At 52.7% G+C, this 14970-nt stretch carries 10 protein-coding genes; 6 read left to right on the plus strand and 4 right to left on the minus strand.

The genetic code is table 11. The annotated features are described in order from the left end of the window. Positions 1 to 129: 129 nt before the first annotated feature. Positions 130 to 1596, plus strand: coding sequence for a hypothetical protein (locus tag F1C16_RS22710; protein ID WP_185284777.1), 1467 nt, complete (start codon positions 130 to 132; stop codon positions 1594 to 1596). Between the two features lie 643 nt (positions 1597 to 2239). Next, positions 2240 to 3112, plus strand: coding sequence for a DUF5694 domain-containing protein (locus F1C16_RS22715; protein WP_258049206.1), 873 nt, complete (start codon positions 2240 to 2242; stop codon positions 3110 to 3112). Positions 3113 to 3306: 194 nt separating this feature from the next. On the opposite strand, the gene F1C16_RS22720 is transcribed toward F1C16_RS22715, so the two are convergent. The 4 genes from F1C16_RS22720 to F1C16_RS22735 form a co-directional block, all read right to left on the minus strand. Continuing rightward, positions 3307 to 3726, minus strand: coding sequence for a DDE-type integrase/transposase/recombinase (locus F1C16_RS22720; protein WP_185284778.1), 420 nt, complete (start codon positions 3724 to 3726; stop codon positions 3307 to 3309). A gap of 87 nt (positions 3727 to 3813) precedes the next feature. Beyond that, positions 3814 to 4026 carry a hypothetical protein gene (locus tag F1C16_RS22725; protein WP_185284779.1) on the minus strand — a complete coding sequence of 71 codons (213 nt, stop codon included), beginning with the start codon at positions 4024 to 4026 and terminating at the stop codon, positions 3814 to 3816. Positions 4027 to 4205: 179 nt separating this feature from the next. Further along, complete coding sequence (locus F1C16_RS22730; protein ID WP_185284780.1) at positions 4206 to 4463, minus strand: hypothetical protein; 258 nt, start codon at positions 4461 to 4463, stop codon at positions 4206 to 4208. Between the two features lie 129 nt (positions 4464 to 4592). Next, the gene (locus F1C16_RS22735) at positions 4593 to 5468 is read right to left on the minus strand and encodes an AraC family transcriptional regulator (RefSeq protein ID WP_185284781.1); all 876 of its coding nucleotides are present in this window, start codon (positions 5466 to 5468) and stop codon (positions 4593 to 4595) included. A 575-nt stretch (positions 5469 to 6043) separates the two neighbouring features. Between F1C16_RS22735 and F1C16_RS22740 the strand changes: the two genes are divergently transcribed. The 4 genes from F1C16_RS22740 to F1C16_RS22755 all read left to right on the plus strand — a co-directional run bounded on the left by F1C16_RS22740 (position 6044) and on the right by F1C16_RS22755 (position 14942). After that, on the plus strand, positions 6044 to 7876 hold the full coding sequence (locus tag F1C16_RS22740; RefSeq protein WP_185284782.1) for a sodium:solute symporter family protein: 1833 nt from the start codon (positions 6044 to 6046) through the stop codon (positions 7874 to 7876). Positions 7877 to 7990: 114 nt separating this feature from the next. Beyond that, a complete protein-coding gene (locus tag F1C16_RS22745; RefSeq protein ID WP_185284783.1) occupies positions 7991 to 9217 on the plus strand; it encodes a glycosidase in 1227 nt (408 codons plus the stop codon). A 65-nt stretch (positions 9218 to 9282) separates the two neighbouring features. Continuing rightward, positions 9283 to 10482 carry an AGE family epimerase/isomerase gene (locus F1C16_RS22750; RefSeq protein WP_185284784.1) on the plus strand — a complete coding sequence of 400 codons (1200 nt, stop codon included), beginning with the start codon at positions 9283 to 9285 and terminating at the stop codon, positions 10480 to 10482. Between the two features lie 1259 nt (positions 10483 to 11741). Then, complete coding sequence (locus tag F1C16_RS22755; RefSeq protein WP_185284785.1) at positions 11742 to 14942, plus strand: TonB-dependent receptor; 3201 nt, start codon at positions 11742 to 11744, stop codon at positions 14940 to 14942. Positions 14943 to 14970: the final 28 nt, after the last annotated feature.

A 14970-nucleotide genomic window follows, 5' to 3' on the forward strand; every position in this document is an offset into this window, starting at 1 on the left:
CTAGGCGATAACCGGCGACCAGCTCGGCCTTTTTTGATTGTAATCAAGTGGCGGGGGCAGACCAAGCAGCACCTTTGCCTAATGGATCTTCTTCGTTTCGTCGGAAGGCGCTGGTCGGCTGGGCTCTGTGTGCTCGTACCGCTTTGCACCCTGGAATACCTGCTGGGGGAATATCCCGGCCGGGGGGCGCTGCTTGCCTGGCTGACCCCGCTGCTGTGGCTCGTCTTCTTGCACCCGCTGCGCCCCCTGGTGGGCTACGCGGTCGGGGTCCTGAGCCTGACGCTCGTCTACAGTACGCAGCACACAATCAATGTATTGACGGGACCCGCCTTTCACGTGACCAACCTGGTCTTCGCCGCCACCTACCTGCTGCCGTTTCTGCTGCGGCGGACCCTGGCCCCCCGCGTCCCCCCCGCGGTCCGCTGGCTGCTGCTGCCCCTGGCGGCCGTCAGCGTGGAGTACGGCTTGGCGCTGGGACCCAATGGGACCTGGGGCTCGGTGGGCTACTCGCAGGGCAACCGCTACTTGCTACAGCTGACGGCCTGGACGGGTATTTACGGCGTGACGTTTGTGCTGTACGCCACGGCCAGCCTGCTGTTCGAGGCCGTGCAGCGCTGGCGCTTGGGCCAGCGCGGCGGCGGGCCGGTGGCGCGGACGCTCGGGTTGCTGCTGCTCTGCTTCGGGGAAGGATGGCTGCGGGTGCACCAGCAAGTGCCCGCGCGGGCGCAGGTGCGGGTGTTGGGTCTCACCTTTCAGGATGCGCGCTCGTGGCCTTGGTTTCAGGACGTAGTGCGAGGCCGACACCAGACGCTAGCGCGCGACAGCACACGGCTACGGCACAAAGCCGCCGCCGCGCACCGCTACTACTTGGCCCAGACCCGCGCGTACGCGCAGCGCTACCGGCCGCAGTGGGTGATCTGGCATGAGGCCGCCGTGCTCGTCTATCGGCCCGACTCAGCGGCCTTTGCGGCGCGCAATGCCCACTTTGCCGCGGCCAACGGCCTTTATCTGGGCGTGACCTACTATCTGGTAGAGCGGGGCTTTCCGGTCCGCCCCGGACGAAACCACTTGACCATCTTTTCCCCGCAGGGTCAGGTGGTCTACGACTATGTGAAGAACAAGCCCGTGGCAGGCATGGAGCCGGCCGTTGCCGCGCAGCAGACGCCGACTGTATTTCAGGTAGACTCCGTGGTTTACTCCGGCGCCATCTGCGCCGATTTCGATTACCCCGGCCTGATCCGCCAGGCAGGTGCCGCCAACATCATGTTTGCCCCGGCGGCCGACTGGCCCGGCATTCGGGACCTGCACGCGCGCATGGCCGCCGCGCGAGCGGTGGAAAACGGCTTTGCCCTGTTTCGCATCGCGGGCCAGGGAAAAAGTAGCCTGACGACGGCGTACGGCGAAGAAGTGCACAGCCAGTACCACTTGGCCCCCGAGGTTAAAGCCTTAGTAGTCACCGTGCCGGTGCAACAGGTGTGGACCTTCTATCGGGCGTGGGGGGACGTATTTGCTTGGCTGTGTCTAGGCAGCCTACTCGGAATAATTGTGGTGGGCGTTGGCTTCCGCCGAGACACTTTTCCTGCTAGACGTCGTTAGCGGCGGCTTGGCATCCGTAGCGGCCGCGGTTCGGGTACTGCGGCGCAGCGTGGCTGTACCAGCGCTAGTATTAGTTGTCTAGAGGCGATAGGGAAGCTGCTAGCAGGTATCTCGGGTGGAGCAAGATCTACTTGAGGCAACGCTTGACTTTTGGCAGCGCTTTTCGCGTAGGGGCCCGCGTGCGTAGCGGTGCGGAGTCTAGCAATTGGAAATGCTGACGCCGTGCCACAGGAAGCATGCGAGCAACTCAGTGCGCAAAAAAGGGTATTGAAAAACGGCCCAGAAAAGTAACTTTTCTGGGCCGTTTTGGCTGTTGCCGGAAGTGCGCAAGAAACGGTAGGTTGGCGAAAGGAGCATCAGGCACTGTGTCGATAAGTGGACACGGTGTTCATTCATGGACACCGTGGAAGTAGGGTAAACTTAGTTAAGTTCGAGTAAGATATTGTCTAGCAATAGGTTGCAAATAAGGTATGATACTTGGCCCTATTTCAGGCAGATAGCGGCTGACTGTCCAAACTCGGACAGGACAGCGCGTTATTTATTACTTAGTCCATTTCCCTTTTTTTACATGCCTTTTTACGATTCTCATTCCAAGCTAGCTTCTCGGACTTGGTCAGCCAGCAGACTGGCTGCTTTTTTAGTAGTGCTTCTGCTCGGGCTAGGCCTGGGTAGCGGCTGTTGGGCCCAGGCGCCGGCGCCTAAAATCCAAGTGCTCGCCATTGGCTTCGACCACTTAAGTCAACTCTACACGAAGCAGGCAGCGCAGTCCGATGTATTCAGTCCAAAGAAACAAGCGGAACTCGCCCAACTCCGGACGCGATTAGCTAGGTTTAAGCCGGACCTGATTCTGGTAGAAGCCGAACCCCGAGAGCAACCGCACCTCGACAGTCTCTACGCGCCCTATCGACAAGGCATACTGCCCTTAACCGCCGTGCCCTACGGGCGCAGTGAGATCTACCAAGTCGGCTTTGCCCTAGCCAAGGCTTTGCACCTGCCCGCGCCACGCGGTATCAACTACTATGTTAGCACGTCCCAAAGTCTGCTGCGCAGCGGGCACAATATAGCCTTGTTCCAGCACGATTTGCAGGCCCTGCAAACCACGGCGCGCCCGCTCAAACGCTTAGTGCAGCACGACAGCTTATCGGTCTACGACTACATTGCTTTGATGAACCAGCCGAAAATGCTTGCCCTCAGCCATCGGGCCGTGTACAACACGCCGGCCTACGTGACCGATGGTGCCTTCTCCAGCGCGAACCCGCCCGACGTGAGCCAGGTAGATACTGCCTACATCGGTGTGCAGTACATCAGTTTGTTTTACAACCGGAATTTAAAAATCTATGCCAACCTATTACGCGTGCAGCAACAGACGCACGCGCAACGCCTCTTGGTCATCTACGGCCAGAACCATATCGCCGTGTTGGAAGAGTTGTTGCGGGTAAATCCTGCGTACCAGGTAGTGCCGGCCACCAAATATTTAAAGACGTCGGCCACTCGGTTATTAAAACCTATGCGGTAGAGCGTCCCACTATTCTTCCGTTTTTCGGTGAGAGATAATGGTGCGTTAGTAGTCCTGACGGGAGGTTGTCACTGTTGGTAAATGGGGCTCGTTAGAGCCCTCCTTTCTACGGGATGGGTATACTTTCGGCTTCCATAGGTGCTGCAATGGTTCGGTACTGGCGTGGGCTGCGGCTGGCGTCAAGTACCCGCAGCTCATGTGAGGCCGCAGGTGGTTGTAGTTACGGTACTGGCTTCAACTGTCCGTTGCGCTTCTTCAAAGGTGTTGCATACCCAGTTCAAGCGGAAGTCAATTTTCAAGATGTCGTTGACTAGCTCGGCAATGGCATTCTCGTACGGATCTCCGTTTTCCGTCATACTAATGTTAATGCCGGCTTGTCGCAACTTTTGCACGTAGTGGAAGCTGCAGTACTGGCTTCCCCGATCCGAGTGATGGATGAGCTCTTGGCTGATCTCACCGTGGCTCAGCGCCATGTCCAAGGCCTTGGCGGACCCTTCTGCCGTCAGGAGAGGATGCAGGCAATACCCCATGATCATTTTGGAATAGGCATCTGTGATCAAGGATAGATAGGCGAAGCCTAATCCAATGCATAGATAGGTAATATCCTGACCCATACTTGGCTAGGCGCTGTGATGGGCTTATTCCGCAACAGGTTGGGGTATTTCCGCAGGCTGTGCAGTGAATTCGTTGTCTTGGGGACTTTAGGCCATGCTCGTGCAAGAGTTGATGTAGTTTGTCCACCCCATTTTAATTCCGCTTTCCACTAAGGGCTCTTGCAGCAACACGTGCAGCTTACGTGTGCCCAGGCCCGGTATTTCGCGCCGTAACGCCAGTACCAGGTTAAGCACCAAGAGCGACTGACCACGCGCCCGCTGCAGATACTGCTCTTTGCGGTAGAAGGCTTGTCGGCTCACACCAAACAGTCGGCACAGGCACCCGACGCTCACCTGTGCTATTTCATTGCTTTTCAGCCGTGAGACCGTTTGGTGCCAGACTTTTTTCGGATCGGGACCTTCAGTTCTTGTTCACCCACTTCGATTATCGTGTTGAGCGCGAGCATGAGCAGATTAGCTTCCTGCAGCAACTGCGTCAGCTACTGATTGCGCTGTTGTAGCGCATGGACGTCCTGTTTCTGAGTGCGTTTCATCGCAGGCGCAACGAACAAGCCCGTCTGGATCTTGCGTTGATACTGACTCACCCAGTTGCGCAGCGTGTAGCTGTTATGAATGTCCAGGTCCACCATGACATGGCGGGGATCTTCCCCGCCGATAAGGATGCGGAACGCCGCCGCTTCTTTCAGTTGCTCGCTGTACTGGAACCGGTGAAGCAGGTCGCGAATGTGGTCTTGCATAGAACAGTTTTTAAGGTGAAAAACTGTCAACGTATTTCCGGACAAGACAGAACCCGACTATCTTTACACAAGACCCGACCCACTTCACGCTGGGACTATACATCTAGAATAAGACAAATTCATTTAGCACTAAATAAAGATGCGGGTGCCGGAATAATTTTCCCTAAACTCAGTAGGTGTACAGCCTTTCTTCTTCTTGAACGTGCGATTGAAGTTGGAAATATTGTGAAAACCGCACTTATACGCTACCTCTGCAACGTTATGCGTTGTGTCGATGAGCATGCGCGAGGCGTGCCCAAGCCGAATTTCATTTAAGCTGTCGATAAATGTGCTACCGATCCGCTTTTTGATAAAGCGGCTGAATGAGGCCTCGGGCATGTCGGCCACCTTTGCTACATCCAAAAGGGTGATAGGTTGGCTGTAGTTATCATTCATGTACTCAAACACCTTCTCGATACGCCGGCTATTATAGTTAAGCTGCTCGTTGTTGGAAGTTGCGTTGGAAAGCGTGTGCATGTTGCGCGAGGTAGAAAGATCGTGCAACAACGACATAAGCTCCAATACCGAGTCGAAACCGCTCTTCTGCTCTAGTTGCAGTAATCGCGGCAGCAGACGTTCTATTGTTTCGCGGGAAAACAAAATACCGCGCTGTGATTTCTCGAATAAGGTGCGGATAAAGCTGAGCTGGTTTTTACGCAGAAACCGCTCGTCGAATAAGTCTTTGTGAAACTGAATGGTCAACTCGCGAATGTCTTCCGTCTCGCATTTGTGCGTAAACCACGCGTGGTACAGATTGGGTCCAACTAATACCAACTCCAAGTCGTCAATTAGGTCAATGTGGTCGCCCACAATACGTTTTGCGCCCTTAGCATTGATGATCAGGTTGAGTTCAAACTCCTCATGATAGTGCAGCGGGAAATCGAACTTTTTCTTTTTTCGTGAGAAAAGTGTAAAGCAGTCGTTCTGCGTAAGTGGAGTAATCTCCCGCATAATCTCCTGTCTCATGATCAGTTGGCAAGTAAAGAGTGGGCAAAAATATATTAGTATTATTTTCTGTAATAAACATCTAATAATTAGATAATTAAATTAAATATTTGATCATCTGTTTATTCAAAAATAGATAAAATAAAATTTAATACAAGATAAAGTTAAAATAGTATTACTAAGGGATATTATAGGTGAATACCTTTGCTTATATCGCTTATCTGTTGGGCTCGTTGAGTGGCCTTTGCGCGGCAATAGACCTAAAAACTGCTTGACCAAGTGTTTCCTACCTGAACGTAAGTCAACAACTATAGCAGCCCGCCTTAGTCTGTAATTGCTTGTCCAGCTAGCTGTAATCTTTGGTAGTATGATTCTGCTGAAACGAAGCGCGCTGCTACCCTACTTGGTTAGTACGCAATTGGCAAACAGGGATTACTTCGCGCGTCCTACCCAAGTCAGCAGGGAAGGTATTTAAGTATTTACTATGCTCCGGGGTGGTATGCCAGACCGGGCCAACGCCAGAACACCTTCGTGAAAAACGATAACGATTTGTTCTTTTTCTTCTCCCTACAACTCTCCGCGCTTACGCCAGCAGCATGAGGCTACACTTACTGGATCTTTTAATCATTGCCGCTTATCTGCTGCTAACCGTACTCATTGGCTTATACTATCGCAAGAAAGCTCGCCAGAATAAGGATAGCTACATGCTGGGTGGCCGCACTATTCCGTGGTACAAGCTAGGGCTGAGCGATGCTTCCGATATGTTCGATATCAGCGGCACCATGTGGATGGTGAGTTTGTGCTTTGTGTATGGCATGAAGAGCATCTGGATTCCATGGCTATGGCCTGTATTCAACCAAGTGTTTCTGATGATGTACCTCTCACGCTGGCTGCGCCGCTCCAACGCTAGTACCGGCGCCGAGTGGCTGGCCACGCGCTTTGGCAAAACTGGGCCTGGTGTTACCGCGTCGCACCAGGTGGTTATTGCGTTTGCGTTGCTGAGTTGCCTTGGCTTTTTGGCCTATGGCTTCGTAGGGCTGGGCAAGTTCATTGAGATTTTTGTCCCCTGGGAATTAGTGCGCGATTATGTGCCGTTTGCGGTGGCGCCGCAATACGTGCCGCACGTCTACGGTATCGTGTTCACCCTGTTTGCGATGTTCTACTCCATTATTGGGGGGATGCATAGCATTGTGCTCGGAGATATGATCAAGTATGCCATCATGACGGCGGCATGCTTTTCCATTGCTATCATTGCCTACATACAATTGCAAAGCAAGCAATTAGCGGTACCCGAAGGATGGTTCAATCCTTTCTTTGGATGGCGCTTGGGCTTGGATTGGTCGCGCCTGATTCCGGAAGTCAACAGCAAAATCGCCAGCGACGGCTACTCCCTGTTTGGTCTATTCTTTATGATGATGGCCTTCAAAGGCGTGTTTGCTTCGCTGGCCGGCCCAGCGCCGAACTACGACATGCAGAAGATTCTCTCGACTCGCTCGCCGGAGGAAGCCAGCAAAATGAGCGGCTTCGTGTCCATTATTCTGCTCCCCATTCGCTACTCCCTGATCATTGGCCTCACGGTACTGGGGTTGCTCTACTATCGTCAGATGAATCTGACGGACTCGGCTGGCAGCATCGACTTCGAGCGGATTTTACCAGTCGCTATCAATAATTTCCTACCCACTGGGCTGGTAGGGCTGGTGCTCACCGGGTTGCTGGGTGCCTTTATGGGCACGTTCAGCGGTACCGTAAATGCCGCGCAGGCCTACATCGTAAACGACATTTACCTGAAGTACCTCAATCCCAGCGCTACTACCCGCCAGATTATCTCCCTGAACTACGTGGTAGGCATACTGGTGGTAGCGGTGGGTGTGCTGCTGGGGTTCTTTGCCAAAGACGTAAACAGTGTGCTGCAATTCATCGTGTCGGCGCTGTATGGGGGGTATATTGCTTCTAACGTGCTGAAATGGCATTGGTGGCGCTTCAATGCCACAGGCTTTTTCTGGGGGATGCTGGTAGGCATTGTGGCAGCCATGCTTTTTGGGTTTTTCATTCCCGCTGGCAACCTGCTTTACTTTTTCCCACTGCTGTTTGCCATCTCATTGGCCGGGTCGGTGGTAGGCTCCTATGCCACGCCCCCCACCGATGCAGCGGTACTTACCGAATTTTACCGCACGGTACGGCCCTGGGGCTTTTGGGGGCCTGTGCATGCACAGGTAGTAGCCGAGGACCCCACGTTTCAGCCCAACCGCAACTTTCGGCTGAATATGTTCAATGTGGTGCTGGGCATCATTGCGCAGCTGTGCCTGACTATTCTACCCATGTACTTGATTCTGATGCAGCAGTTGCCGCTGCTCATCACGGTGGGTATTCTGGCAGTAGTAGTCATCATTCTGAAAAAAACCTGGTGGAACCGGCTTAGTGCTTATTAAGGCGCTACCGCCGCTCATCGCTTTGCTACGCCTTCGCAGCAGCCAACTGCTCATCTACTTCCCTCTACCACTTACCAACAGGAAATCGTCCCACACACCTTCGGTGATAACGCTATGGCTACTCTTTTCAACAACCGTTTTCGCGCGCTACACGCCCACCACGAAGCTCTCCTGTCGGCTGCTAACTTTCCGGAAGAGCTAGGTAACGGCGTTATCAAACGCTATCAGCATCCCGTATTAACGGCCGCCCACACGCCCCTTACCTGGCGCTACGACCTGAACCCCGCTACCAACCCCTACTGTATGGAGCGGATCGGTATCAACGCGGCCTTCAACGCCGGCGCTATCAAGTGGCACGACAAGTATGTGCTAGTGGCACGGGTAGAGGGTGTAGACCGTAAATCGTTCTTTGCGGTGGCCGAAAGTCCGAATGGCATCGATAATTTCCGTTTCTGGGAGTACCCCATTGTGCTTCCTGAAACCGACGAGCCGGAAACGAACATCTACGACATGCGCCTGACAAGGCACGCAGATGGCTGGATATACGGCCTGTTCTGTACCGAGCGCCGCGACCCCACTGCCCCCGCCGCCGACCAGTCGGCTGCCGTGGCGCGTTGCGGCATTGCCCGCACCAAAGACCTGGTAATATGGGAGCGGTTGGCCGATCTGAAAACCAACTCAGCGCAGCAACGCAACGTGGTGCTACACCCCGAGTTTGTGGAAGGCAAATACGCCTTTTACACGCGCCCACAGGATAGCTTTATTGAGGCGGGTAGGGGTGGCGGTATTGGGTTTGCGCTATCTGGCTCCATCGAGCAGGCCGAGGTGACGGAAGAAGTGATTATAGACCCAAAACGCTACCATACTGTGTATGAAGCCAAGAATGGTCTGGGGCCCGCCCCCATCAAAACCGAGCGAGGCTGGCTGCATCTGGCCCACGGCGTACGCAATACAGCCGCCGGCTTGCGCTACGTGCTCTACTTGTTCATGACTGATTTAGATGACCTTACTCGTATCATTCATAAACCTGCAGGGTACTTCATTGCGCCGGAAGGAGAAGAGCGAGTTGGAGACGTGTCGAATGTGGTATTCAGTAACGGTTGGATTGCGGACGCCGATGGTCAGGTATTCATCTACTATGCCTCTTCCGATACCCGTATGCATGTGGCTACCGCTACCATCGACCAACTGATAAACTACGTGACGAACACACCCGAAGACGGTCTACAGTCCAGTTCTTCAGCGCAGGCCATCTGTGAGCTGATCGAACGTAACAAAGCTTTTTCTAGCGCCAGCCAGCCCTTTTCCACTGCTACGCACTATAGTGGGGTAGGGCAGTAGGCGCGGCTAGTATTGCGGCCCTACCTCACATACCCAGTGATTTCTCATTCATTCTGCCTTCCGCCATGCACCTCACCAACTCGTTTCAACGCGAGCTGTCCGCCATTCTTTCCTACTGGAGTACCCACACGCTGGATGAAGAATACGGCGGGTTTCAGGGCAAAATAGATAGCGACAATCGTGTGGTACCCCACGCCCCGAAAGGCTCGGTGCTGAATGCCCGTATTCTTTGGACGTTCTCGGCTGCTTACAACGCTACCCATCATGCCGACTACCTGCCGCTGGCTACCCGCGCTTTCAACTATATAGTGCAGTATCTTATTGATCCAGAGCATGGCGGTGTGTATTGGACAGTTGATTACCGGGGGCAGCCGCTAGACACCAAAAAGCAAATCTATGCGCTGGCGTTTGCGCTCTACGGGGTGTCGGAATACTACCTAGCCAGTGACGACGCACAAGCCCTGGCGCTGGTGCAGGAGCTTTTTCGTACCATTGAACAACATAGCTACGATGCAGAACATGGAGGATACCTAGAAGCACTGGCCCGCGACTGGACCCCCCTGAACGATCTGCGCCTGAGCGCTAAAGACGCCAACGAGAAGAAGACTACAAATACGCACCTGCATGTGCTGGAAGCGTATGCCAACCTGTACCGGGCGTGGCCAGAGGCACTATTAAAGCAGCGGATTGTCGAACTGCTGGGCCTCTTTGCCGACAATATTATCGACCCTACAACCCACCACATGCACTTGTTCTTTAATGAACAGTGGGTAGCACGGCCCGATGTAGTTTCCTACGGGCACGACATCGAAGCCGCTTGGCTGCTATTGGATGCGGCCGAACTGATAGGGGAGGAGATCTTAGTTGTTCGTTTTCAGCAACTAGCAGTAGCCCTGGCCCGCGCCGCCGCCGAAGGCCTTGCTGCCGATGGTGGTCTGAACTATGAATACGATCCGGCTCAACAACACATGGTAGCCGAAAAGCATTGGTGGGTGCAGGCCGAGGCGATGGTTGGTTTTTTAAATGCGTTCGAGTTGACGAACGAGGAGCAGTTTTACGACTACTTCCTAAGTGTCTGGAAGTTTACCCAACAACACCTCATCGACCACGAACACGGCGAATGGCGCTGGGGCATCAACGCCGACCACACTGTGATGCCAGGACAGGATAAAGCCGGCCTGTGGAAATGCCCCTACCATAACAGCCGCGCCTGTCTGGAAATTCTGAAGCGGTTGGCCAACATGCTTTCATCAACGCCTAAGTAGGTAAGCTACCGTTCCTTCGGAGAACTAGGCGTGCAGTTTCATTTGATTACCGCCAAAGTTATTCCTGGCTGATCCTGAGCAAACCATATAGGCAGTGCGCTCCAGCAGATAACTCAGATTGCCAACCTGTATGTACCAGCAAACCGGTCTAAGCTGATGGCACTGGATATGGGGAACTGCTCGTGTTAGAGTGAATGCTACTAAGAATAGCAAGAATTTGCCTCGCCTCCTTACCCACGAACAGCTCCACTTAAGTTAATAGCTGGCGGTGTGAGCAGAGGGACTATGAGCGTATCAGGCAATGAGCAATAGGTAATGGTGTTGGCTGAATAACACAGGATAGGGCATATCCAAATCGCGTAAGGTTTATGCTTAGAAAATGTTAAAATAGTATCATATATAAGATAAGCCACTTGTCGATCATATATATAAATATGATAAGGAACATGGCAAACTATGCGTCTGTTTGATTTTCTTTCTTCTGGGAGCATAACGCACTATCTTATTTCGATAGACAGGCTATTATTGATGCAAAAGGGACTTATTTGACCTATTGATCATCAATCAAGGTCCTTCATGGGTTTTGAAAAGGATTCTCTTTGTTCTGCAAATATGCTTTTATCTATTAAATCAGAGTTGTGCTATAGAGAGGTTTTTGAGTAGATAACACGTGTGCAAAATTTTGTCATTTGATTAAAAACAATAAAAATAGCGTCATAAAAGTATCATAACAATAATATACCTTTTTTAATATAAAAGTAGTTATAAGTGTATACATAGTGATGCAGTATTGTACTTTGCAAGTAGCACAGGAGTTAGTGTGTATTAAGGGTAGATTGTTTGTTGCTTTTTCATTACTAAATCGATTTAGATTTATCGTAAATTTTCGTCGCAAACGATTTCTAACCCTGTGTAGCTGTGTTTAAGCTCACTTAAGTGTGGATTCTCTCGGAAGAGAGCTTGTTGTTTGCAATACGTTCACAGTCAATAGTTAATGTTAGAATGTTTCTGCTCATATGTCATAGAAGCTACGCTCCGTAGTCCTCCCGTTGACAGTTGTGCGAAGACGGTAGGGGATAAGCGCCTCTCCACCCGTCGACGCAAGATATGAGGCCCTAGTAAGTAGCCCGTTTGTAACGTTTTGCCTCCTGATGTGAGGTTATTCTCCTGTTCTCAAATACTAGGGGTAGGGAATTTCATGCCTTCTGTTTTCTGCTCACTAGCCTCAAAAAACTTCCCATCACTACTCATTTCCCTCAATGAAGAAGCCTTTACCCCTTCTCCTACTACTTACACTGCTACTAATTTCAGTAGAGTCCTGGGCGCAAGCTGTTATAAAAGGGACTGTTACTGATGTAGCGGATAACAGTGGCTTGCCAGGCGTTAGTATAGCCGTAAAAGGCACCAGTACGGGCACCATTACAGATGCCCAGGGAGCCTACTCACTAACTATTCCTGCGGGTAGCAATACGTTGGTTTTCTCCTTTATAGGGTATGAAACCAAAGAAATAACGGCAAGCAGTTCGTCCACCATTAATGTGCGGCTAAAGACCGACCAGAAGGCGCTGGAAGAGGTCGTTGTTATCGGCTACGGATCGGTGAAAAAGAGCGACGTGACCGGAGCAGTGTCATCTGTGAAAACCGATGACATCCTGAAGACCATTCCTACCAGCATTAACCAAGGGCTGCAAGGACAAGTAGCGGGCGTGCAAGTGAACCGCAGCGATGGAGCTCCTGGCGCGGGCATCAGCCTGACCATTCGTGGGGCAAACTCCTTTACCGGTAGCGAGCCGCTGTATGTTATTGACGGCATTCCATTTACCTCTCCCACGCCTACCGGATCTTCCGTTGGTGGTGCCAATCCTTCGGGCGGCACTGGGCAATCAACCAACGCTTTGTCCTATATCAACCCACAGGACATCGAGTCGATGGAGATTCTGAAGGACGCATCCGCGACGGCCATTTACGGCTCACGCGGCGCCAACGGCGTGGTGTTGATTACAACCAAGAAGGGTAAAACCGACAAAGACCGCATTGAGGTAGTTGCCAACACGAGCATCTCGGAAATTTCCAAGCGCGTGAAAGTGCTCAACGCGTATCAATATGCCCAGTTTCAGAACGAAGCGCAACGCAACGCTGAAACGTACAACGGCTATGCGCCGACCACCCTTCCCTTTCCGGGTACTCGGGGTTTCGACCCTACCATTGGTGACTCCACGTATCTGCCAGCACCAGAGGACTTCCTAAACGGCACAGCCGGCGACTCCTACCCAGCCGGTTTCACAGGTACCAATTGGCAGGATGAAATCTTCCGCCGCGCCATTACCAAAGACTACACGCTACGCATGTCGGGCGGCAATGACAAAGGCACCTACTCGGTATCGGGGAACATGCTGGACCAGCAAGGTATCATTGTCAACTCGGGTTTTAAGCGATATGGCTTGCAAGCCAACATTGTGCGGAAAGTGCACAAATGGATTGAGTTGGGTACCAACAACAACATCACGTTCACGAACTATAATCTAGGTAAGACGAACTCCAACGGCAACGAGGCCAGCATCATCAGTTCGGCGCTGTTCTTCCCGGCTACCTATCCGGTATCCTCACCCGAGTCGAAAGCTCGTGAAGATGCTACTTCTTGGTATGCCGCCGCCAACCCCTACAACTACACGCGCACGGCCAAAGACCAGACGCATGCCACAGGCATCTACTCCTCGACGTACGCGCAGTTAACGTTTACCGATTACCTCTCGTTCCGCCAGAACCTGGGCGTGAATTACAACGTGAACAACCGGGAGGTGTATTACAACCGCCGCTTGCAGGAGGCGCGCACCACCAATGGCTACGCCTACTCTTCGGATGATACGTGGCGTGGTATCACGTTGGAATCTATCTTGAGTTTCAACCGCACCTTCCACCAAGACCATAATATTAACGCTGTAGCGGCCGTAACGCGTGAAACGGGCTACTCCTACTACCGCAGTATGTCGGTGCGGGGCTTCCCCGACGACCTCCTTGAGAACAACAACCTATTTAACGGCACCACGCAGAAAACGCTGAACAGTGGGAAGTCCGAAAACGGTTTGTTCTCCGTGCTGGGTCGCGTAAACTACAGCTATAAAGGCAAATACCTGGTTACAGGGTCGTTCCGACGCGACGGTTCCAGCCGCTTCACCACGAAAAACAAGTACGCCAACTTCTCCTCGTTTGCATTGGCTTGGAATGCCGGTGACGAAACCTTCGTGCAGGACATGAACCTGTTCAGCACTCTGAAATTCCGGGTAGGCTACGGCCAGACCGGTAACCAGGGCATTGGGTCCTACCGCTCCCTACCCATGTTTGCGTTTTCGGCCTACCCCATCAACGGCACGCTACAGCCAGGCTATGCCGACGTAACCTGGCGTGGTCCGGCCGACGTGAATCTGAAGTGGGAAACGACGGATCAGTTCAACGCGGGTGTGGATATGGGCTTTATGCAGAACCGCTTCACGGTGACGGTGGATGTCTATAAGAAGAAGACCCACGACCTGTTGCAGCCCATCCAGATTCCGAACAGCACGGGCTTTACGACACAGCTCACCAACTTCGGCACGGTGGAGAACAAGGGTTTGGAAATATCCGGCATTGGAGCCCTCGTAACAACGCCGCGTTTCAACTGGAACATTAACGCCAATATTTCCTTCAACCGCAACCGCATGCTGGATCTGCCCGGCGACCAGTTTGCCGGCAGCCTCTACAACAACTTCGATAACTTCTTCCTACAACGCAACGGCCAGCCTATCGGCACAGTGTACGGCTTTGTGGAAGATGGCTTTTATGATAACCTAGCCGAAGTGGTAGCCGACCCCAACTACGCGGGCCAGTCGGAGGAAGTGCAGCGGATGATGATTGGGGAGATTAAGTACAAGAACTTCGACGAAGACCCCGCCATCACAGCCAAAGACCGTCAGATCATCGGCAACACCAATCCGAAGTACAACTTCGGTATCACGAACAACTTTTCTTACCGGAATTTCAACCTGAGCGTGTTCTTCCAGGGTGTGCAAGGCAACGACATTGTGAACACCAACCTGTACCAAATTCGGATGGGTAAGGTGGCCAACGTGCCTCAGTTCGTGTACGACGGCCGGTGGACGCCCGAAAATGCTGCCAACGCTACCTGGCCGAAGGCCCTGGCCGCTGATACGCGCCAGCCGCGCTTGTCGGACCGCTTGGTGCAGGATGGTTCCTACGTGCGCCTCAAAAACATCAACGTGGGCTATTCTTTCAAGAATCCAGCGCCCTTCATTGATGTCGTCAACGTGTACGCCAGCGTCAGCAACGTGTTGACCTTCACCAACTACAAGTGGTACGACCCAGACGTCAACGCCTTCGGCAGTGATGCTTCCCGCCGTGGTGTTGATATGAACTCCTACCCCAACAGCCGCACCTTCACGCTGGGGGTAACCGCTGGGTTCTAATTCTAATTGCTAGGTAGTCTCTCATCAG

The sequence above is a fragment of the Hymenobacter sp. NBH84 genome (assembly GCF_014217645.1).
Lineage (GTDB): Bacteria > Bacteroidota > Bacteroidia > Cytophagales > Hymenobacteraceae > Hymenobacter > Hymenobacter profundi.